Annotated in this window: 11 protein-coding genes; 1 reads left to right on the top strand and 10 read right to left on the bottom strand. The window is 55.2% G+C overall.

The window, feature by feature from the left end:
* Window positions 1–16 precede the first annotated feature (16 nt).
* The 7 genes from AB4Y89_RS02350 to AB4Y89_RS02320 form a co-directional block, all read right to left on the bottom strand.
* Complete coding sequence (locus AB4Y89_RS02350; RefSeq protein ID WP_442299304.1) at window positions 17–2185, bottom strand: glycoside hydrolase family 3 C-terminal domain-containing protein; 2169 nt, start codon at window positions 2183–2185, stop codon at window positions 17–19.
* A gap of 511 nt (window positions 2186–2696) precedes the next feature.
* Window positions 2697–5207, bottom strand: a complete 2511-nt coding sequence (locus AB4Y89_RS02345) for a glycoside hydrolase family 95 protein (protein WP_442299303.1) — start codon at window positions 5205–5207, stop codon at window positions 2697–2699.
* Window positions 5208–5288: 81 nt separating this feature from the next.
* Window positions 5289–8411: an arabinofuranosidase catalytic domain-containing protein gene (locus AB4Y89_RS02340; RefSeq protein ID WP_442299302.1), complete on the bottom strand. Its 3123-nt coding sequence runs from the start codon at window positions 8409–8411 to the stop codon at window positions 5289–5291.
* Between the two features lie 128 nt (window positions 8412–8539).
* Window positions 8540–10525: a sialate O-acetylesterase gene (locus AB4Y89_RS02335; protein ID WP_442299301.1), complete on the bottom strand. Its 1986-nt coding sequence runs from the start codon at window positions 10523–10525 to the stop codon at window positions 8540–8542.
* A gap of 109 nt (window positions 10526–10634) precedes the next feature.
* Window positions 10635–12479 (bottom strand): alpha-N-arabinofuranosidase, encoded by a 1845-nt coding sequence (locus AB4Y89_RS02330; protein WP_442299300.1) that lies wholly within the window; start codon window positions 12477–12479, stop codon window positions 10635–10637.
* Window positions 12480–12735: 256 nt separating this feature from the next.
* Window positions 12736–13824 carry an alpha/beta hydrolase gene (locus tag AB4Y89_RS02325; RefSeq protein WP_442299299.1) on the bottom strand — a complete coding sequence of 363 codons (1089 nt, stop codon included), beginning with the start codon at window positions 13822–13824 and terminating at the stop codon, window positions 12736–12738.
* Window positions 13825–13884: 60 nt separating this feature from the next.
* Window positions 13885–15570: a carboxylesterase/lipase family protein gene (locus AB4Y89_RS02320; protein WP_442299298.1), complete on the bottom strand. Its 1686-nt coding sequence runs from the start codon at window positions 15568–15570 to the stop codon at window positions 13885–13887.
* A gap of 487 nt (window positions 15571–16057) precedes the next feature.
* On the opposite strand from AB4Y89_RS02320, the gene AB4Y89_RS02315 reads away from it, so the two are divergent.
* Window positions 16058–18403 (top strand): glycoside hydrolase family 31 protein, encoded by a 2346-nt coding sequence (locus tag AB4Y89_RS02315; protein ID WP_442299297.1) that lies wholly within the window; start codon window positions 16058–16060, stop codon window positions 18401–18403.
* A 167-nt stretch (window positions 18404–18570) separates the two neighbouring features.
* On the opposite strand, the gene AB4Y89_RS02310 is transcribed toward AB4Y89_RS02315, so the two are convergent.
* The 3 genes from AB4Y89_RS02310 to AB4Y89_RS02300 all read right to left on the bottom strand — a co-directional run bounded on the left by AB4Y89_RS02310 (window position 18571) and on the right by AB4Y89_RS02300 (window position 22939).
* Window positions 18571–20358, bottom strand: coding sequence for a glycoside hydrolase family 97 catalytic domain-containing protein (locus AB4Y89_RS02310; protein ID WP_442299340.1), 1788 nt, complete (start codon window positions 20356–20358; stop codon window positions 18571–18573).
* A gap of 233 nt (window positions 20359–20591) precedes the next feature.
* Window positions 20592–21206, bottom strand: a complete 615-nt coding sequence (locus tag AB4Y89_RS02305; protein ID WP_442299296.1) for an NAD(P)H-dependent oxidoreductase — start codon at window positions 21204–21206, stop codon at window positions 20592–20594.
* Between the two features lie 71 nt (window positions 21207–21277).
* Entirely contained in the window at window positions 21278–22939 is a 1662-nt protein-coding gene (locus AB4Y89_RS02300) for an FAD-dependent oxidoreductase (protein WP_442299295.1), read from the bottom strand.
* Window positions 22940–23536: the final 597 nt, after the last annotated feature.

The raw sequence follows: 23536 nt of genomic DNA, 5'->3' as shown, positions 1-23536 counted from the left end.
TTAGGGTGTGAATTCATCATGGTTTGTTCTCACCCGTATTCTCGACGTGGAGAGTCGCCTGAACGGGAAGTTTGTCACTTGATCCTCCGGCGAGTACACGAATCGATTCTTTCTCGATGCACCAGACGTGACCAGCTTCATCCCAATAGGCTAGATCGCGCGGTTTGAGATTGAATACAACATTCCTGGAGGCGCCTGATTCGATATGGATGCGCTCAAACGCCTTAAGCTCGAGCTGAGGACGTTCCACTGCCGAACCCAGATGTTGGACATAGATCTGTACCACTTCGTCGCCGGCGCGATTGCCCGTATTCTTTACCTTCACGCTTACACGGACCTCACCATCGGCGTTCACGTTGTGAGAGCTAAGGCTTAGATCTTCATACGTGAATGTCGTGTAGCTCAATCCGTACCCAAACGCGTAAAGCGGCTTTTGCTTCGCGTACATATAGGTGCTGCCGTGTCGAATGTTGTAATCAGTAATTGGCGGCAGTTGCGCATCGCTCTCAGGCCAGGTCTGGTTCAGGCGGCCCGCCGGCGAATATTCACCGAAGAGTACGTCGGCGAGGCCATGACCTTCCTCTTCACTGTTGTGGGTCATGTGCAAAATCGCGGGCACCTTGTCTCGACTCCAGGTAATCGCATAGGGGAAGCTGGAGCGTAGCACCTCAATGGTGTGTGGATTGGCCGAAAGGATTTGTTTCACCAGATCCTCTTGTTCGAGAACCAGGGTTTTCCGATCAATACCTTCTTTGCCATTGGAAGGTATGGGGCAGCGGGCCCATCCAGCATTACAGGTGGGATGATTTCCCACGACGACGATAGCCACGTCAGCTTCTCGAGCCAAACTCTGTGCTTCCACAACATCGGAACCATCGCTAAATAGAACCCTGGCTTCTGGCGCCGCTTCTTTGATCCCCTGCGCAATGCTCACGCTAGAGGGAGGCGTTCCGCTGTACCAGTCAAGCAGGACTTCGTTGGTCCAGGGACCGATGACCGCGATGGTCTTAAGCTTGGTGCGATCCAGCGGCAGCGCGTGATTCTCGTTCTTTAGCAGGACGATCGATTCATCCGTCGCCTGGCGCACCAGTTCCCTACTGGAGGTACGACCCCATGACGCGAGTTTGGCCTTCTGCTCGCGGCCAATCTTCGCGTAAGGATCAACGCCGGGTGGATCCAACTCTCCCAGAAGAAGATGAACACGCAACATGTTCCTGAGCGCCGCATCCATATCAGCCTCAGTCACTAGACCTTCGCTAAGGGCCTTGGTCAGCTCGGGTTGAAAGTCATCAAGGAATCGATTGATGCCGGCCTTAACGCCGGCAGCGGAACCACGTTCTTTGTCAGGAAAGCTCTTATGATCTGTGATCAGAAGTCCTAGCGCGCCCCCGTCGGTACAAATAATCCCGTTGTTGCCCCACTCCTTGAGCATGACCTCCTTGAGGACCGGGTTGATCATCATGGGAGTGCCATTCCAGGAATTGTAAGCAGCCATCACGGCACGGGATCCACCTTGCTCGAAACCCATACGAAATGGAACGGAATAGTACTCCCGGAAAAGGCGATCATCGAAATTCGATGATGTATAGGATCGACCATCCTCATTCTCGTTCGCGAGAAAGTGCTTCATCAGAGATGCGGCCTGCCAGTGTTTGGAATCGGGCCCTTGTAGCCCCTGAATGAATGCCACCGTCATCGTGCCAACCAGGTAGGGATCTTCGCCCATTGATTCTTCGGTGCGCCCCCAGCGCGGGTCGCGGCTAAGATCAACATTAGGCGCACGCACCACAATTCCGCCAAAATCGAATGCGGGGTTTTGATAGTAGTACCGCGCCTCCTCTCCTTCGAGAGCACCGATCTTCTTCATCAGTGCCGGATCCCATGTCGCGCCCAGCCCTTTCTCCTGGGGAAAGGTGGTCGTCGGTAAAGGGGGACGACCGCGTGGCCCCCATCCGCCGGGGCCGCCGAGTGCGAGCCCGTGCAAACCTTCAGCCTCGTCGGAAAGGGCGAGATGCAGGCGAGGAACCTTGGCATTTCCTCCCATAAGGTCAACCTTTTCCTGCAAGGTCAGGCGCTTGAGCAAATCTGCAATGCGCACCTCATCGCTTAGCTTCGGATTGCGGAATGGATACTCCACCTGCGCATCTGCCTTGAGTGCGGCCAATATAAGAACAGCAAAGAACAAAAGAACCCATTTTCTACATCCGCTCCGTTGCAACGCTTACTCCTCTCGGTTGTGTCCCCTGCTCCAAGTGGCTGACCGGCTACCCCATGCCTCTAGGGTTTTTCATGACGTCAAAGGCACCGCCCTCGCCGTTATTGTCTTTGTCGCGCTTACCGATCGATACTGCAACGACGAACAACCGTTGTGAAGTTCTATATCGCACAAAGTTGTTTAGAACCTTCGAACGTTACCATGTTCCTGAACCAAGGCCCCTTATCTCCCTCGGTTACGTTAAATTGCCCTGGAGCAAGGGGATCTCTCGGATTGCGATCTAATCCGTGGGCCAGGTCTGCCTTGCGCTCTTTTCGTCTTCTTCGTGAGTAGAGTGTCTTTCGTGCAAACTCTTGTAGCAGGGACGAAGCGCCAGACTTTACGCTCTCCGCGGCTTCCGGAAAAGTTTGCGATGCTAAGCCCCGTCAGAAATCACGGCTACAGGCAAACGCGAATAGTTGGTGATGGCGCAATCTGTAGCCTATTCTCGTCCATAAAAACGGAGCGTGTAGATGTGACCTCCAGCCATATTGAGGTGCACAACCTGCCCGTCAATCTGTGATACGGGAACGGGCTTGCCCTCGATGACAACTTTGCGGGGATCGATCGCTTGTGGGAGGCGAAGATCGACCGGGCCGGTGCGGTTCGCATGCCAGTGGACGGATGCACCACGCGGCTGCCACTGCAGGTCGAGCGAGCTGTTGCCGCGAAGCCGCAAGCCGATGACGCTGCCCTGCGACCAAGCCGAAGGAAGCGCCGGAAAGAGGTCGACTTCAGTATGGTCGGGGTACCAGCGCGACTGTACCAGAGCTTCGAGCATACCGTTAGCGGCACCGAGGTTACCGTCAATCTGAAAGACACCCGGAGGATGGGTATCCATCATGTTCGGAAACGTCGATTGGCGAAAGAGGACCTGCATGCTCTCATAGGCTTTTTCCCCTTCGCCCAGGCGATCCCAATAATTGACAACCCAAGCACGCGACCATCCCGTCTGGCCGCCGCCGTGCTCCAGTCTCGTCTGCAATGTATTTTGCGCAGCGCGGGCCAGGCCAGGGGTGTGCCACCGGTTGATCTGTGTCCCCGGGAAAAGCGCCCAAAGGTGCGATATATGCCGATGTCCGGGCTCCGCATCGTCGTAGTCGAGTGGCCATTCCTGCAAATTGCCACGCTGTCCGACTTGCAACGGAAGCAGCTTGGACTCCGCCACTCGAACGCGGTTTAGAAAAACTGGGTCCTCGTGCAAAATATCTCCCGCCTGCTGCGTACGCGTGAAAAGCTCCCGCACGATTTCCATATCCATCGTCGGGCCCATCGTAATGGAATGCGATGTGCCATCGGCCATCTTGTACCTGTTCTCTGGTGACAATGAAGGGCCGGTGACAAGATGACCGCTACCGTCGTCGACGAGGTAATCCAGGAAAAAGAGTGAGGCATCGTGCAGCAGAGGCCACGCCCGCGTACGGAGGAAGTCGCGGTCGAGCGAGAAAGCATAGTGGTCCCAGGCATGCAACGTCAGCCAGGCTCCGCCCATTGGCCAGATACCGTAAGGAACACCATCGATAGGATGAGCATCCCCCCATATATCAGTGTTGTGGTGGATGACGAAGCCTTGCGCGCCGTAGTATTTCCGCGCGACCTCCGTGCCGGTACCGCTGCCAGGGTTGCGCGCCATGTCGACGAGATCAAAAAGCGGCTGGTGCAGATCACCGAGATTACCTGGCTCCGCAAGCCAGTAATTCATTTCGGTATTGATATTGATGGTGAACTTGGAGCCCCAGGGGTTGCTAATGCCCGCCGCCCAGAGACCTTGCAGGTTTGCCGGAAGGCCGCCGGGCCGACTCGATCCGACCAGCAGATAGCGTGCAAACTGGAAGTACAACGATTGCAGACCGAGGTCGTTGCCTCCGGCTGCGACGCGGCGCAATCGCTCGTTCGTAGGTAACGCTTCGAGGGCGGCGTCGGCCGCACCGAGAGTGAAATGCATGCGCTGCATGTAATGGCTGACGTCGCGTGTAGCGGTTTCGCGGAGTTGCTCATAGCTCTTCTTCGCAGCACGATCAAGCGTGGCCTCGTCCTGCAGGGCGGGATCGCCTCCTGCAAAGCGGCCGCCTTTGAAGTCAGTCGCGGCGGTGATAAGGATAGTCACGCGATTGGCATTAATTACCTGCAGCGAGTTGCCATCCTGCAAGGATTGACCGCCATCGGTGAGGATACGTGCCTGACCATGGAAGCGAGTCTGGTCGTGGTGGTCGGCAGAAGGTTGAAGTGTGAGGTTATGAGCGTCCAGGGCGACGGTCGTGAAATCCGCAGGACGATCCATGCTGAGTTTGAAGGAAATGGCGCCAGGATGGCTCGCCGTAAGGTGCATCACAATCACCTGGTCGGGTGCCGAGGCGAATGTTTCCTTCTGGTACATCGTGCGGTCCTGCGTATAGGAGCTGCGCACGACACCCGTGTCGAGATCGAGCGAGCGCCGATAATTGTCCACGGGAGAGTCGGACTTCGAACGAAGATAAAGATCCCCCAGTGTGGAATAACCCGGCATACCACGCGGCGTCGATAGCATGGTCTGCTCCAGAAGCTTCTCTGCCTGACTGATCTTCGCGCTGTCCGTTCCTCGTGACTCCAACAAAAGTCGACGCGCCTCCAGGAACCCTTCGTGAGCGCGCGGGTTCAGCAGATCCGTACGCGAGCCTTGCCATACTGTACTTTCGTTGAGCTGCAAATGCTCGTCCTGCCAGCGCGTGCTCTTGCCGTCCATCAACGGCAGATTTTTCTTAGCATCCTGCAGGTCGCCGTTGTTCGGCCCGTCGTTCGCCCCGCCAAAGACCATGGCACCCAGGCGGCCGTTGCCAACAGGTAGCGCCTCATCCCAGATGATTGCAGGACGGTCGTACCAGAGGACATCGCTGTGCACGGGCCGCTGGGCGTGCGCTGCCCCATTTAGGAGAGTGCCGATAGCTGTGAGGACGACTGCATGGCGGACGTTCATTCTGGGCTTTCACTCCTGCAACCGATGGCGGTCACCCGTTTCTGGAAACAGACTACGATAGGACTCCTATCGTGTTCCCGACTAAGGTACTTGGCTAGAGTACGTATTCGATGCGCCGGGCGTTGGTACATCGCTTACGACCGGAGACCCCACGGGATGCGCTCTTCTTAACGCTGAAGTGAAAGTTATTCCAGAGCCCGAGACGGAAGTGCCCGGTTCGTAAAGATGGGTCAACGGGGTGTCAATCGTAATGCTGGCATTGCCCCTCCTACCGAGTGACCGGATAACCGCGGTCTCAGTATTAGCTCCGCTGCCAACCATAATGGTCTGCCCCGTCGTAAAACCTGCGGTGCTAAGGACGCGAATCACTGTCGAACCGATCGCTGTAACTTCAGTAGAGGATGTAGCTCCTGAAGTTCCCACGTTCGCAATGATTGCAGTTTCCCCGTCCGCGCCAAAACCGACAATCACGGTTTTACCCGCTGTAAAGCCTGTTATGCCGGCCACCTTAATATTGGTGGTTCCGGCCTCGGATGTGGCTGCCAGGCTGGTTGCTGCCTGAGAAACAAAATCTGTGCAATTACTGTCAGAATCGGCGCCATCCGGAAAGCGTCCTACACTCGTACCCGCTCCCCCAACAATTGCGGGGGCTACGACGATACATCCTCCCTGACTCTGACTTCCCTCAAGTGTGGCGAGTTCCGGACTGGTAATAGTACCGTTGCCGCTCGAATTGCTCTGCCGCGTTCCATAGACCAGGGCATCAACGACAATCTTGCCGGTTGAATCTACAAGCGCAAGTGAGCCGGCATTGTTTGCGAACGGACCTGCGGGGTTTTGAGCGACCGTAGGGTTCGACAGTGAGGTCCCGAACCACTGGTCTGGCGCTTGGGGGCCCTGATAGCCGGCTGAACGGGTTGCGATACCGGCGATATAGGCACCGTAAGGATGAGTACGAGAGAGAGGACGATCTAATGTAACTCCGGTGCCGAGAGCCTGGACCGCATCTCCGCTCGTATGGGTGAACTTCGTTGCCGGCTCAAACGTGATTCCGGTCCCAGGATCTGCGACATCGATTCCAGCCATATGATCGTAACGTAGAGGCGAGGTGAGAATGATATCGGTACCTGTGCCGTTGGCCTGCGCTGAACCGATCGAAGACACCTTTACGACTTCCTTCAGCGAACCAGTACCGACGGTAAGCATGTCACCAACGGAGACATTTGATGCTGCCACAAGCTTGATATCGGTTGCCCCCGACGAGACGGCGCCCGCGAGGACGGTCTGGGTCGATGCCTTTCCGACAGACCTCACCGTAACTTCCTCATAATTGCCTCCAATGTCGATGCCGACGCGCTGCCCTGCTTCAAAGCCGCTTGTATTGGCGATCGGCAAATTGGTCGACCCCACGGGGATGGTGAGCCACGGGCCTGTAGATACCGGAATAAAAATTGTCGTCATAGCATGAGCGGCTTCGCCGATACTCGCGACAGTTCGTTTCTCTCCGTCAATATCGATGGCTTCTCCGATATTCAATCCCTTTGTGGTACGCACATAAATCGTCTTCGTATTCGCGATTGCAGGTGCGGCCAGCCCGGAGTTGGAGAGACCGAGCAGATAAAAACCGTGCCGGGCAATCCTGGTGCCAGACGGGATGGTCGCCAATTCAACAGCCGCCCACTGTCCAGGAGTATGAAGGAGCTTCCAATTGGACACATTCATCGTGTCGTCTGTGGGGTTGTAAAGCTCAATGAACTGATCAGAATCGTTCAGACTTGTGCCGAACCGCACCTCGTTGATCTTAATTGGATAAACGTTGCGCACACGTATGGACATAACCTCCGGCGCCATTGCGTTAAGCCACATTGCTTTCGCTGTAAGGAAGCCGGCTTCAGGGTTAGCAGGAGAGGTAACGAGGAAGGTCGCTCTAACACTTGCTCCCGGAGGAATGGCCTCAGGGAAGATCTTTGCGGATGCAGTGCTATCAGAAACGACAGAATTCCAGCCTTTACCAGGTAGGGAAAGACGTAGCTGCAAGCCTCTTACCGGATCTCCAGTCGTATTCGTAAAGGACACGAGAACCTGCTGCCTGGAATTGGGAGTAAATGTCATCACTCGCGACAGACCTAGAGACGGCAGATCATATTTCGCAGCAACAATGTTCGCCTGCACCTCATCCGTTGTGGCCTGCGTAGGAAATCCGCGGGTCATAACGCCCTCATAAAATGTGCCGGAGGAACCGTTGCCATTATCGCCTCCGGTGCCGAGCAGAATGCCCCCCTGCTTACGCATCGGAGCATAACCTCCGCTGGTGCCGGGCAGAGGACGAGGGCCATTGTAAAAAGTGACAAGGTTTCCCTTTTGGGCATCACCGCCGCGCAAGTCCCAATGATCTCCGGTATCGCCATCCATGACGGCCGTGACGAACCGCCAGGAATTGATGCTAGGATCTCCCTCATTCAATTTAGCGTTGCGCCCGGAAAAAAGGCCCGCTTCCATGTCGGACATAATCCATGGTCCGTTACCTTCGCCGCGACCCCAGACAGTAGAAGTGCCGAAGTAAGTCGTCTCCATCGTGCCGGTACCCACCGCGCGTCCGTTCGTGGAGGAGTTGCCATAATCGAAGCAACATCCACTATCAAAGTGAGTGCCATCGATCACGTAATAGATACCCTCGGCTTCATCATTGATCGCAATCCCGCTAGCGTTGTTATTGCGAAAACCCATGCCCGGCATCATGTAGACGCCATAGGCCTTGCGCCCGTGAATGCTGATAGGCGCCATGTCAGCAATGGGTTGAGTATCAAAGGCACCTTTGGCTGGGCCTTTGAAAGTTCCTGGAGCCGCCTGATAAAGATGATTTCCCTTGCCAGACTGGTCGTAAATCAGATTGATAACGCAAAGTGTGTTTGAACAAAAAGTGTCTTGAGTGGCTGCATTGGCATATCCGCCCACCATGCCGACTTCGAGTGTTTTCCCATCGGATTGGCGTTTGACTTGGTAGAGCGGGCCCTTATAGGAAGCATAGAGAGCACGAGTTGTACTATGCGCCGCAACACACGGAGTACCGGCTGCGGCATAGATGTCGCATGGCCCCTTTGATGCGCTGCCCCTCGCGGTGGACTGTTGCGCTATCGCTGGCGCTACGGAGACCAACATCGATACCGCGGTGAACATCGCTCCAGACCCGAGTGTTAGCTTCATTCATGCTCCAGTCCAGCCATGCTTAGACCGTTAGTGGGTATCGGTTGTTCCCCGCCGAACTGTTGGTATGGCAGTTCGCGGGGAACAGATTCTATGTTTTGCCGTTGTTTGTTTCGCTGCCAGGTACTTCAATAAGGCTGACGCCCCTCTGTAATTCCCTTCCATCCGTCTGTACGAAATGGAACAGCAGGTAAGCCCGCTCCGTTGAACAATGTTGCAACGGGATTGGCCTGCCATGCATACCGCACAGCTACCGGATTTGGGATAAGCGATGTTGAGACGACAACGTAGTCTCCCGAAATATGGGCATCCGCCCACATCCACTTTTGATCATCGCCCGCAATCTGGAACTGTCCGAGATGCTCATCCTTCACCACTAGGCCTCCTTCGGTATGGATGAAGTGGAGCCGAATTGCGCCAGACTGTTTCTCCACCTTATCTACGGTCGGCCCCTGATACACAATGGTTTTGCCATAGTGTTTCGCCAAAGCACATCGAGCCAGCCGGTCGCCAACCGGCGCCTTATTTTTGGGATGAATGTTGCCGGCTTCGCCGGTATCAATGGTGACCGCGAGGCAGGTATTCGGTACCGTGGCCACAGTACCCGCCTGAGCTTCGCGTGTCTCAGCCCATGAGTCTTCCACGGGAACCTCGCTTCTCGCTTTGTACGCAGGCAGGCCAACAATATAGAAAGGGAAATCTCCTTGGTGGAAGGCTCGCCGCCAGTCAGCAATCAATGCCGGCATAACCTTGCGATACTCATAGGCACGCTCAGAGTTTGCTTCGCCCTGGTACCAGAGAGCGCCAGTAATCGCCAACGGCGCCAATGGCGCAATCATTCCGTCATAAAGGACGGAAGGAATAACAGGCCAGTTCTGATAGGCGGCGGGTAGAGGAAACGGAGGACGTGCATCCACACTCACCTTGCCCTTCCAGGGACCGGCAAACGGGATAGCTGTGTTATCGGCGAACTGAAGTTTCAACTCTTCCGGCGCTGCGGTAAAGCCGCCATCTGGCAAGGTCTTCAGGACGCGAATCGTAATCTGATTTTTGCCCGGCTTTAGTACTCCTGGCCGTACAAAATAGTTCCGCGGATTCTCTACCCAAGAACTGGCGCCGACCGTCTGACCATTCACCCATACCGTGTCCATCTTCTCGACAACTCCGAGCCGCACCGTGGCGCGCTGCTCAGGAACCATCTCAGGTAAGGTGAACTCCTTCCGAAAGTAGATAACCGCCGGTGAATCCGCCACGCCGAGATCTCTGAATCCACTCTTGAGTGTGACCGTCGACCACCGGGAATCATCGAACGCAGGCTCCTGCCATCCTTCCTTCTTGCCTATGTCGTACCTGTCATACCAATGGCTGACATAATTGCCGTACTCGGGTAAGCCCTCATCGGCCATCTTCTTGAGTTCGGCCAATGGCGGCTCAAAGTCTTTCAGTTCGTGCAAAGCAGCCACGCTCATCCAGGTCTCAGCTGGGGTGCCACCGACAGCAGCCACTACCAGCCCGATCGGCACATGAAGCTCCCCTTCCAGTCTTCGACTGAAGAAGTACGCAACCGCAGACAATCGCGCCGCCGTCTCCGATGTCACAACCTGCCAGTTTCCCGATGGCACGTTCACGCGGTGATATCCCGATCGTTGCGCGACCACGAAAAACCGTATATCTGGATAGTTTGCGGCTTTTAGCTCCTCGTCAGCATTCATGACCTGCCGCATCATGAATTCCATATTGGATTGCCCACTGCACAACCAGACGTCGCCCACCATGACGTTGTTCAGTTCGGCTACTTGTTTGCCCATAATCTTCATGGTGTACGGTCCACCGACCGCTGGAGGCGTAATCGTCGCAGTCCACTTTCGATCAGTCCCTGCGATCGCTGTTGCAGATACATCCCCTATCCGCACAGTGACCCGGTCTCCTGGTTCGGACCATCCCCAGACGCTGTTCACCTTATCCCGCTGTAGCACCATGTTGTCCCCGAAAATGGGACTCAAGAATGGAAGATGGTCTTTTGGATCTTCCGCCGGCTGCGCAATTGCTATCGATAGCGATAACAGTATTTCAACCGCCACAAGCAGTACGGCTCGCAAAGGCAAATTCATCATCTTATCGATTCCTTCTTCTACGCTTCGCGTTTACCCAATGATTCAGACTCATTTATCAGTTACCGACGCATCCATTCACGTAAACGATTGAGGATTCGATGGCTTCACATTAATCGCGATGAAGCTCGATTACCGCAACAGAGTAAGGCTCCATGTCAATGGAGAATGTCTTGCTGTATTCCAATTCACGGCTAACGGTAGAGAAACGATCCGGATACTCGAGAGACGCAAAATCCATCAAGCCGGCGGTAATTGTATGAAGTTGTGCCTGGGCCTTTTCAGGAGCATTGGCGCCCTGAAAACGTACGAGCAGCGAGTTCTTTCGGCCCTGATAGTTCACAGCCTTGATGACAATGCGTCTTCCATCGGCGCTGCAAGTGGCGATCGCATCAACGGACCCAGACTGCCATCCTTGCGGGATCGCAGTCGATATTTTGTCCAGTAGTAGCGAACGGTCACTGCGATCAAGGAAAGTACCGCTCGCGGAAGCGAGGAGGCGTTCTGCATAGTGCTCTTGAAATAGCTTGGACACCGGATAGCTGCCGCCGGGAAACCAGGAGACGTGATCGTGGTAAATAGCAGAGGTCCAGGTTGGGTTGTCTGTGGTGTTGCGCATCAACAGCGCGGGACAGGTCATGGTTAGCCCCGGGCTCAATGCTTCGTACATCATTAAGCTGCCGGCTGCGTGCAGGCCCGCTCGCCAGTCGTACGTGTGTTGCAAACTCCACTCAAGCACGCCTATTTCGATGTTCGGGTGTTTGGAGGCACGCACGTAGTCACGCAATTTCGCCAGGTATTCATGAATGCGCTGTATGCCTGATTCGAAATTGGCAGCCTCGTATTCGTAGTTGTGACAGCCCAGGACGTCGAAGTTACCACCCGCGAGGTCAATGACTGTCTCGCTCCACTCCATGTCGTTTGAGCGTTTCTGTCCACACGCGATGATCTTTGCATCAGGCGCACTCTCTCTCAAGCGCGGACCGAAGGCATTCACGATGGCGGCGTAGGCCTGCGGCGTAAAGCCGTTATTCATCGGCTCATTATCGATTTGAAAGAAGCGCACGCCGTACGGCTCAGGATGTCCATTGGCCGCACGTTGTTTGCCCCACTCCGTACTCGGTGGGTCATTTACATACCGCACCCAGTCGAGGGCGTACTCAATCTCCTTCGGAGACGTATTGGGGGCAGCCAAGGTAATAAGCGGCTCAGCGTTCAGCTTCTTGCACAAGCGGAGGAACTCGTCCGTACCGAAACCGTAGTAGTCGGAATATCCACCCCAGAAAACGTTCGGATGATAGCCACGCGAAGGGTAAGGACCTATCCCCTCTTTCCATCTGTATGTGGATGCGAAGGAACCTCCCGGCCAGCGAATAAACGACGGGCGCAGATCGCGTAGTGCCTTTAGGAGATCGGGACGGAAGCCGCCATCGCGCCGTACGTCGGCGCGCATCATCGAGACGAAGTCGAGCAAGAGCGCTCCGTGGCCTGACGCGACCAGTTCGATGGATGCCTGCGTATCGCGAACAGCGCTTCTGAAGCTGAAGGAAACACGATGCCAATCTCCCGCAGCAACTGCCAGCGGGACCGTCGCCACAGATTGGCCGTCTGAAGTTTTTACCTGTAGGGATAGGTGCGGGGTACCCCCCTCTCGTTTTACCCACAGGAATCCGTCATATTCAGAGTTGCTTTCGAGAAATATCCTCGCCTGTTGTATCTTTGCTTGCCCCCCGTCGACACTGAGTCGCACACTCTTCGATCCGTTCAGGAATGGAAGGTCAACGTGTTGCACCTCCCCTTGCTTTGTGTCCGATTTCCAGTAGGTCTCGAAGTCCTTGCCTTCAAAACCAGCTCCCCGAATCTGCTCGGCGAACAGTCCGTCCTCGACAGAGTGGTTAATGTGTTCGAGAAATTGCCCATAGATACCCCGATCAATCGGCAGGGTGGCTCTGTCCATATCGACTAGCAGAATTGCGGTCCGCGGCTCTTTTGCATCAGTTTCCGGCGCGAGCGGAAGAGCAAGGCATGACGCGCGTGCGGCGGCTGTCGCTGCGAGGGAGGTGCGAAGAAAATGTCGTCTATTCATTGGTCAAACATTATTGTTGTGATCTGCAGCAAATACCGGAATTCTGGTCGGTCAACGATGGACTCCACGGAAACTCACATCTCATCTCCCGTGTTCGGGCGCAATCTCCGCAATTCGTCCTATTACCTCAATGAGACTTGTCAGCGCAGGAGCTTTCAAAACATAGGTTCTTACTGAAGAACGGCATCACATAGTTTTGGAAACGATCTGCAACTGCGCTCGTGTGCGTGCCGGAGTACACCTCGAACGAATTAGCAATGCCATTGCGTTCTAAGATGTCATGCAGCTTACCGGCATCGACACGCAGACCATCCTGATCGCCGACGTCGATGGAAATGGCACGATACCGTTTTAGATCGCGGATGTATTGGTCGACAAAATCCAACGGCGCATTCGCCGCCCACTTGGCTAGTACATCCGCTTGCGGCGCGCCATCCTTGACCGGCAAGTCGAGATATAGAGGCGGATTCTTAGGGTTCGGCGACCATGCTGCAGCAGACGCCAGTTGAGTACGCGCGGCAAACGGCAACTGGGCGGAATCGGAAGGCGTCTTTACAGCCTCCAGCATTTTCTCAATCTCCGGATTTCCAGGGCCTGCCCGTCTCGCCGACAGACAGCAGGGGCTCATGATATACAAGCTGCCGAAGATATCCGCGTGCTTCATCCCGATTCGGCTGGCCCCATATCCCCCCATGGAATGACCGGCAAGCCCCCGGCTCGCACGATTAGGCAGCGTGCGATAGTGGCCATCGATGTACGTGACCACGTCTTGCGCGATAAACCGCTCGAAGTCTCCTGTCGTCGCCGAACTCGAATACATTGACCCGTTATGGACCGTCTTTGAATCCGGCAACACGACGATTACCTCATGAGCACCTTGTGCGAAGGCACCTTCAATCGTCTGAGGAACGTGAATCTCCTTGGACCATTGTTCGGCTCCAATCGAATATCCGTGAAGAGCATAGATCACTGGATAGCGTCGTTTCGGTTCCTTGTCATAGCTGGGGGGAAGAAAAACAAGCACCTCCCGATCGACAGAATCGCCTTCCAGATTGCCCTCAAGGGCGGCGCCATGGATCGAGATCCGATCCAGCCGTACGGGCTTCGCACCCGCTACGACAGGAGGAACTATTGTCTGTACCTGTGCAGGCGACACGGCAGTAGCTGTTGCCAGGAGCACGGCCGCGAACCATCGCGCAACGATCGTAAACTTCACTAAAACCTCCACCCGTTGAGGAACTAGAGCTGCAGAAGGGCTCGATTGATACGTCCTTGGCTAACCCAGCAGGATCTTTCTCACCTCTCCGTCAGGGTCATCTACCATGCGGCAATGATTGTCAAAGATCATGGTCTGACATCTGTCAGAATCAGAGGGGTTCCATGCCAATCCCGGCTGACTGGGATTTCCCGTGCGCGCGAAGTTCGCCCATGCGGTGCTCATCTTCCTTGCCAATGCCTGAGCCTCTGGGGTGTTCCCCGTGCCCTGCTCGCATCGCTTCGTATTGTCGAAGCAAAATGCCAGTTCGGCGGTATGCCATGCACCGGACTGGCCGTCCAGCATTGGAGATTGCCAGGTAAACCAATATTGATAAACCGGAGCTCCGGCCTGAGCGTGCTTCAACTTCACCATGCGCTGCACGTTATTCCTTGCGTTCAGGCCCTGCACGCCATAGGAGAGAGTGCGGATACTCTTTTCCGGATGCGCCTTCTTCATAGCGGCGATCAGGGACGTGGCCTTCTCTGCCCCATAGGCCTTAGCGAGTGTGTCATGCCACTCCGTCTCCGTCGGCTGAGAGTGGAACTGCATGCCTTCTTCACTCACCGAGCCGATAAGTACCGGAATGTTCTTTGAGACGTCAGGAGCCGCATCGAAGAAAGAGCGTAACGTCACGATCCTACCGTCGACTGTCGGCCCCCATCCGACACGTGGCGCTGCCGAAGGCGCGGAACCGGGTCCCGTTAAGCCCCGCACAGGCGGGTTGATCTTCGCAATCGTCGCGTTTCCCGCTGCAATTAAGCGTGACCACTCCATCTTCTGTAGCGCTGCAAGGTCGTTAGGCCCAAGCCCGAGCTCTTTCATAAGCTGCCGTGAAAGTTCCTTCGACTGCTCGGCCGCGGGACTGTTACCGCCACCACCGGACTGGACTGCAGCGGTATGAATCGTGCCGGCCGCAGAAGGCATCCCTAGCAGACAGGTCACCTTCGATCCTCCGCCGGATTGGCCGTAGATCATGACCTTGTTCGGATCACCTCCGAAGTTGGCTATATTTTCCTGAATCCAGCGCAACGATGCCACCAGATCCGTCATGCCGACATTGACAGAGTCTGCATATGCGTCCCCTCCAACCTCCGACAGATCAAGAAAGCCCAGGACGTTGAGGCGATGATTGACGGATACCTGCACGACGTCGTGGTTGCGCGCCATCTGCGCGCCCTCATGCGATGGCAGTTCATACGCTGAACCAAAGCTGAACCCCCCACCGTGAAAATAGACCATGACGGGCCGGCTACCGGTAAGCGCGGGCGTCCAGATGTTCAACTTGAGCATGTCTTCGCTCATATAGCCGTCATCCCAGTCGTAGAGGAAAGACATTTCAATCGACTTGAAATTGTGCAGTGTCTGAGGACAGTTCGCACCATAGACCAGGGCTGGGTACTCATCGGACCACGCCTTGGGAGGTTTGGCCGGCAGCCAACGATTTTCGCCGGCGGTATCCTGCCCGTATGGCACGCCCTTGAAGGTGTACACGCCGCCACTGACGTAACCACGCACCTTACCGTACTGCGTTTTGGCGACGGCGTTTCCCGGAGTTGCACAAAAACCCGGATCCAGGTGGACACCGGTTCTGATGCTGTCCGAGGCGTGAGCCGTTCCAGGCAGTGAAAAGCCCAATCCTGCAGTTGCGGACAGTCGTAACGCATCCCTGCGGGTAATAGCGCCGGATCTGAACGTTCTAGTCATCAGACCACTCCTTTTCTCTTTGCGTGGTGCTTTAAAGTCTCTGAAGGCTTAGCGTGGAAGTAGCCCAAAGCGATACAGAGATAACGTTGTCTATCCTCGCTACATCCATCGTGGATGAGTGAAGCCTTCTCCGATACCGGGCGACGCGCATTAATTTTGCGACCACAACTTAATAGATTTGCTTTGAAAAAGTCAACCAGAAGTCTTTCCGACCAAAAATTCATTCGCTTCCCGAATGATTATCAGAACGTTCGAAACGTTTTGAATCCCACCGGTTGCCGTCGGGAAGAAATTGGACATTGCGGAAAACGTTTACCTGCTGCTGTAATGACCCAGTAAGCCATTTACGGGTAGAGCGTTCGCAAAGGTAAATCAACATCTGCAGGCTCGCCCGTCACCCAGCATTGACCTTTCGATGGAGGACTAGTTGACGAGGACTCGAACACAAAAGCTCTTCTCCGCCCCAATTTTGCTGGGGATCGCTGTCATGGCTTCTGCTCCTGTCTTTGCCGCAGCTAGCTCATACCAGAAGCAACAGAGCGGAGCTCAGATGGATGTGGATGGGGGCACTCTTCGCATCCAGTTCTGGTCGCCAGAGATCGTTCGGGTGACGTATGCGCCTGGAATAAAGCTGTCGGAGCTGACAAGCTTTTCCGTTGTTGCCAAGCCGTCGACCGTCTCTCTGAAACGGCAGGAGAGCAAAGAAGCGTTCACCCTCGCATCAACAAAAGTGAAGGTGCAAATCGATAAGCAGACGGGCGCGGTGAGTTTCCGGGATCCGGCCGGTCATATGCTGCTGCAGGAGGCGGCGCATAGCCGCGAGATCGCTCCGACAACGCTAGCGGACGTATCCGTCACGTCGGCGACGCAGAGTTTTGACGTGGCTGCGGACGAAGGCATCTATGGCCTGGGCCAGCACCAACAGGGTGCATGGAATTACAACACGAACGTTGGATCCAGCGTGAAGCTGGCTCAGGCGAACACGAACGTCGGCATCCCCGTAATGACTTCAAGCAAAGGTTACGTGCTTTTGTGGGACAACCCCGCAGTTACCACGATTTCGACGGAGGCTCCAAAGGAAGCAGCATCCCCTGGCCGCTTGTTGCGATGGTCCTCAGAGTACGGCAAGGCGATCGATTACTACTTCTGCTTTGGAGACGGAAGCATCGCAACCGCCATGGCAGCTTACCGCACTCTAACAGGTCAGGCGCCCATGATGCCGCGGTGGCAGTTCGGCTTCTGGCAATCGAAGGAGCGCTATGCCTCCCAGGAGGAGCTGCTGGGTGTCGCCGAAAAGATCCGCAGTCTGAAAATTCCCGCGGACGGCATCATTCAGGATTGGCAGTATTGGCCGGAAGGAAGCAATACATGGGGGTCGCACCTTTTCGATCCGAAACGCTACCCCGATCCTGCGGCCATGTTCCAGAAACTACATGACCAGCACTTTCACACGCTGATCTCTGTATGGGCCAAGTTCGATGTGGGCAGCAAGAACAGCGAAGAGTTGAATGCCGCAGGTGGCATGTTCCCGGAAATAACCCATTACGTCTTCCCTCCCGGCCAGGGGCAATGGTACGACCCCTTCAGTCTGGCCGGCCGCGAGATCTATTGGAAGCAGATCCGCACAAACCTCTTTGCAAAGGGTGTGGATGGTTGGTGGCTGGACGCGCCCGAGCCCGAGATCAACAACATGGGCTTCCGCACGTATAAGACACCTGCGGGCCCGGGATACACCGTGTACAACCTCTATCCGTTGATGCATTCTGGAGGCATCTATCAGGGACAGCGCGCTGCGACGGACCAGAAACGGGTAGTCATCCTGACACGTTCCGCGTACGCAGGGCAGCAGCGCAACAGCGCCATCACGTGGTCCGGTGACATACAGGCGACCTGGCAGGTGCTCCGTAACCAGATCCCGGCAGGTCTGAACTTCTCCATGTCGGGCATTCCATATTGGAATACCGATACGGGTGGCTTCTTTGGCAATAAGGAGGCGGGTAACGGGGATCCTTCGAATCCCGCATATGAAGAATTGTTTGCGCGGTGGTTCCAGTTCAGTTCGTTCTGTCCTATGTTCCGCGTGCATGGCTCGTATGGGCTGAAACCCGGCAAGGAATTGTGGCGCTTCGACGACAAAACGCAGGCGATCATGCGGACGTACCTTAATCTGCGTTACCGGCTGCTTCCCTATACCTATTCCGTGGCTTGGCAAGTCACATCGGCAGGAACCACTTTCCTGCAGCCGCTGGTCATGAATTTCCCCAAAGATCCGAAAACGTTGAACATCGGCAATCAGTATCTCTTTGGGCCCGAGATCATGGTGACGCCGGTGACGAACGCCGGAGCGACAGAACAGGACGTATATCTACCGGCCACCGCAGCACCCTGGTACGACTTCTGGACCGGGGAGAAGGCCGAGGCCGGTCAGAATGTCCACGCGTCAGCTCCGGTGGAGACGCTGCCCTTGTTCGTTCGACCGGGAGCAATCCTACCCATGGGTCCATTCCTACAGTATTCCGACGAGAAGCCGGCCGACCCGATTGAGCTGCGCATTTACCGCGGCGCGGATGGCAAGTTCACGCTTTATGAGGATCAAGGTGACTCATACAACTATGAGAAAGGGCAGTTCGCCACCATTCCAATTACGTGGCGCGAATCCACGCATACCCTTGAGATCGGTGACCGCACGGGAAGCTTCCCCGGCGCAGTAAACGACCGCATCTTTCACATCGTGTGGGTCTCGGATAACCATGGCGCCGGAGTAGATCTTACGGAGAAGTATGACTCCATGGTTCACTACGGCGGCAAGTCCGTAAAGATCACCGCTCATTGAGGCCACCGCAGCAACCCGTTCCGGAGCTCCCGGACCTTGATCAAGATCGAGTAGTAGAGGCACGACAAGCGGGGGAATGCGGGGCATTTCGCCGCCGCTTGCCGGTTAGCGATAACGCCTCATCTCCGCGGCAACATCGATGCTCTCTACTACTTCACGGCCTTGGATTATCTCCGGAACCAGCCGACAAATCCGCCACGGCTCTTAGCGTGAACTTCCAGGACATCGCCACCAGTGAGCGTGGTGTCTTTCCTATCGAATTTATCGAGTGAACCTTGCTCATCACTCAAAAGACTTGATTTCCATTTGCCGGAGCCAAGGAATGTCAGCGGGACTTTGAGATCGCTTTCACTCTCGCCATTCAAAATAGCAACAAACCACTGCTCTCCGGCGCGACGAGCCATGGCCGATATCTTTCCTGGTTCGCTTCCCGGCAGCACCAAGGTCTCGTCCCATGTGCTCGGAATCGCAACCAATATGTCCCGCGCTGGGTTGCTTACAAGGTCTCCGGGGTTCCCTCCATAGCAGAGAAACGGTGAGGTGAATTCGATCGCCTGAGCGAACTCGTGCGCCCACGTGTTGTCCTGCAGTTCCCTGCTCTCAAGCACTGTCGGGGTATAGTCGGCCGGACCGATGACATATCGTGTGAAAGGAAGAATCGTATCGTGAGCTGAGTCAAGCCGGCGGTGGTAGCGTGTAACCTGATATTCGTGACCACGAACAGCCTCACGTGTCAGCACATTTGGCCAGGTGCGTTCCATACCGGTGGGCTTCACCGCTCCGTGAAAATCAACCAACAGTCTGAACTTCGCCGCATCACGAGCGGTGTCGTAGTACCAGTTCGACCATTCGCGATTACATTCTTGAGGAAAGTCGATCTTTACACCGACAACACCGGCTGCAACTAGCTGTTGGAGATACGCGTTCCGTTCGACTGCATCTTTGACGTACTTGCTGTGGACCCAAACCCAGATCTTTACGTTTTGTTTCTTTGCATCGGAGACGATCTGCCGCAGAGATTCCCATGGCTTATCCCACGTTTCCCACCCCTCATCGATCAGGTAGTACTCAAACCCCAGTTCTCTCGTCCATCGAATCCATTGATTTTGCTCGCCAACCACCGGTGCACCGGAAGATAGCCATTGCCATGTCGAACGCCCCGGCTTGATCCAATCGGCATTCGCCAGGGAGGCATCCGGAGGAGGGTTCAGGTTTTGAATGAGGGTGCTATTCACTAATTGCGTTAGATCACCTGCGATGATCGTAACGCGCCACGGTTGCCTGACTTCCTCGTCCGTCACCCATCCCTTCGGATCGGCATAAAGATATCCGTTAAGCTCGCTGTTCGACCCACGCTTTATCGCGAGATCTCCGTAGTCTTTTAGACCTGCTTCGCTGATCGTGACGTATAGATCTTTGTACTTTGCAGTGATCGGCAGCCCGATCGGATCCTCCCCTACGCTCCAGAGTGTCGTAGTCCTATACTGCCCCTCATACGCCGCATACAGTGGATCGGCCCACAAAACGGGATTCCCAGCCAGGTTCCAACTGCTTCTATCCGCTTCCACCCGGCGGCCGGCCTTGGCCGGCAACCTGAGGCGGACAGCCACACCGTCATCGGCGACATGGAGGTCTATCCAGAAATTGTGCCCGGAAGAAGTTGCTGGGATCTCCCCCTCGAAGGCATGATTGATGCTCTTCGAATGACCGCCCAGTAATCGGTATTCCTCATTGATCTCGTGGACAGTGGGAACTGCAAGCTCGACCTGCTTGCCGTACTCAACACCGTCGCTCAGAATCCCGAGGCGGGAGGAGACGAGAACCTCCTGACCATCCCGCATGATGCGATACCGCAGGTTTCCATTTGTCACGAACACTTCGGCTTTTACGTGGCCGTCTGGGCTAGAAACCGTCCGGACATTCGTTTGCGCAACACTTGTTCCCCACACGAGCATTGCACAAGCAGCCCCCAAAACACAGGGTTTAACCTTCATCAACATACCTCCGGAACCTAGCCCAAATGTGTGTATTCGGCTTTAGCGTGACTACTGTCGTCATCCAAAAGTCAACGATATAGTAAACGTTGTAGCTCGAACGGTCACCATATGGCTATCGCCCGTTTCGCCGGAGCTGCCCTCTCCCACAGCCGAAGACGGCCATTCCAGCTACACGCCGGTAGGATGACAGATCAAGAATCTGCGGCCTGAACAACGATACGGCTCGCTTCATCGAGCCAGCGCTCCCGATCTGCAACTGAGCTCGTTGCGATGATTCTGAATACGTGCCTGATCACCTTCTGAACTCCGCAGTATTGTAAAAGGCATTGTTTCCATATTCTTTCGAGTGGGTCGCCGAATACGATTCGCTCGCGTTCTTCCTCTGTGTTACTTGTATTGAACACAACCGCCACTCTGGTATGGAGCAACCCCTTCGGGATGTCGCCTTGATCGCTAGCTTTCTCGAAAGCGTACGCGGATCCCTCGACAAAGACGCGATCCATCCAGCCTTTCATCATGGCTGGAGGCGCACCCCAGCAATTCGGATGCACGACCACAAGCACTTCTGCTGAAAGAAGGAGATCGCGGTAGCGCTGGACGAGAGGATCATCCGTCCCAAATCCCCGCACCTCACGGCTGGTCAGCAAGGGATTGAAGTTATCGGCATATAAATTACAGAAGTGTGTCGTAAACCCCATGGACTGTAAAGATGTCTCACACTGTCGCGCGATCGCGACGGAGAAGCTCGCATCGTCCGGATGCGAAACCACGATCAGTCCGATTCGATTGAGAGTAGTTACTTCCATAGCTTGAGGATAAATCTCCAGCTAGGCTGCGACCATTCAGGGGCGGATTCTCTACGAAACGTTTTCCGTGTTCACGGACGCGCGCGCAGCACGCCTTCTTCTAAATATTGATGGATGAAGTTAACTGCCATGCTGCCCTCCCCCACGCTGCTCGATACCCGCTTGATCGAGCCGTTGCGGACGTCGCCAACGCAGAACAACCCAGGTAGGTTAGTTTCGAGCAGGTAAGGAGAGCGAGCAGAACGCCAGTAGGAAAGATCGCTGACTTCCCTGCCGGTGCAGATATAACCGTTTCTTCTCTGAAGACCGCTGGGCAGCCAATCTGTTGCCGCATCTGCCCCGATCATCACAAATAAACAATCTGCCCACCGCCGCTCGTGGCCCTGCCCATTTTTGCATAGATACAGTGCCTTCAAACAATCGGTGCCCTCAACCGACACGAGTCGTGTTTGGGTTTCGACTCGAATGTTCGCAACGGGCCGAAGCTTGTCCACAAGATATTGGGACATGCCGTCCCCGAGATCATCGCCCCGCACCAGGAGAGTGACCTCATCCGCGTAGTTAGCAAAAAAAAGCGCCGCCTGCCCTGCCGAATTGCCTCCACCAACGATAAAGATTCGTTTTCCCATGACGGTGGGCGCATCCGCACGCTCCCCGCCATAAAACACACCACGTCCGATAAAGGTATCCACTCCTTCGGCGTCAAGCTTTCTCCAATCGACTCCGGTTGCGAGAATTGCTGTCTTCGCCGCTACTACCTCTCCACCATCGAGCTCGATCGCATAAGTCCCGTCCGGGCGAAGGGATAATTGTCTGACCTCGCGGGTGAGAACGATCTCCGCGCCAAATCTGCGAGCTTGCTTGAAGGCGCGCTGGCTCAGATCGTCTCCCGATATGCCATTTGGAAATCCCAGATAGTTCTCGATCCGGGAAGATGTCCCGGCTTGACCACCCGGGGCCTTACGCTCTACAAGCAGCACACGCAAGCCTTCAGAGGCGCCATAAACAGCCGCTGCCAACCCTGCCGGGCCGCCGCCAATGATGACCGTCTCATAGCTTGTCCGTTTAGGAATCGTCTGAAATCCAAGCGCTTCGGCGACGCTTCTTACCGTGGGTTGGCTCACAAGTTGCGCTTCATCCACGATGATGGCTCGGCCTCCGTTGTCACACATCAGAGGTGCGAGTTCACTCTGTGACATACGGTCAGTGTCGATCCAATGGTAGGGGACACGGTTTGTGTTCAGAAATGTCCGGATGTCCCTACAATTCTCATCGAATCGTGAACCGGCAATTTGCACCCTGCTGGGAGGGAGCTGCAGCATGTAGCTTTGAACCATCTGGACACGCTCATTGAGCGTCTGCATGATCAATGCGCTAAACGCCGCTGAACGACGGATGAGTTCCTGCAGGTGCTGCGGATCGAGTCGGACGAACCGGCAGGGCGTCTTGGAGCGGACCGACGCGGGAGCTGCCGTTGCCATGAGGATCGATAATTCACCGAAAAAGTCCCCTTGCTGATGACATGAAACTCCGGTCGAACGCCCTCGTACGTCTTTCGTGGCTTCAGCCAAGCCCTCTACCAATACGAAAAATGAGGCAGGTTCTCCTTCATGAATCAGATACTCGCCAGGCTCCAGACGAACCTGGGCGGCCTGCAATGATAGCCACTGTAGATCCTGCTCATTCAAACAGGAAAAGATTCTGATCTGTTTCAATTCTCCCGGTGTCAACATGACTGGGTTCCCTTCTTCTATCAATCTCTTGTACTCGGAAGACGTTCGAGCTCGCTCGTCGCGAAGCCTCTCCGGCTATGCTGGGTGCACACGCAATGATCGGCTCGGTGTTCTAAAGCAACAACTCAATAGAAAGAGCCGATTAAAAGCCGTATTGTGATGTAGATCTGTTTCTTCGGATTCTCTTCATTCCCATAAACCGTAGTGTTTACGAGCACTTTGGAGAGTGCCTTTCCCACATCGGGTGGATCCCAGTTCCGAAGTCTGTTGCAAAACCGAATTACGTACCGGAGCAAGTGCGATATCACAGCCCACGAGAGCATCCGATGCAATCTATTGAGACGCGTGGAGGCTTGCTTCGGTAAAGAAAAGACCTGTGTTGAAATCATCGTCAAAGCCATTCGAACTTGGGTTCAATCCCTAAAGAAGCGCTGGAGATCAATGCGGAGGCCTGCTCCGAGAGTCGGAAGCCGCGGCCGCTGGCGAAAGCATTTTGATTGCGAAGATGACATCTTCAAGGAGAGAAATGAGTATCTAGAAACTGGCGCAAGCGGGATGGTTGGAGAGGAGCTGGCAAAATCTCGTCTACACAGCATT

It is taken from the genome of Terriglobus sp. 2YAB30_2 (genome assembly GCF_052114765.1).
Taxonomy (GTDB): domain Bacteria; phylum Acidobacteriota; class Terriglobia; order Terriglobales; family Acidobacteriaceae; genus Terriglobus.
Note: the sequence above shows the minus strand (reverse complement) of the source record. Positions and strands in the feature narration are given on the sequence as shown.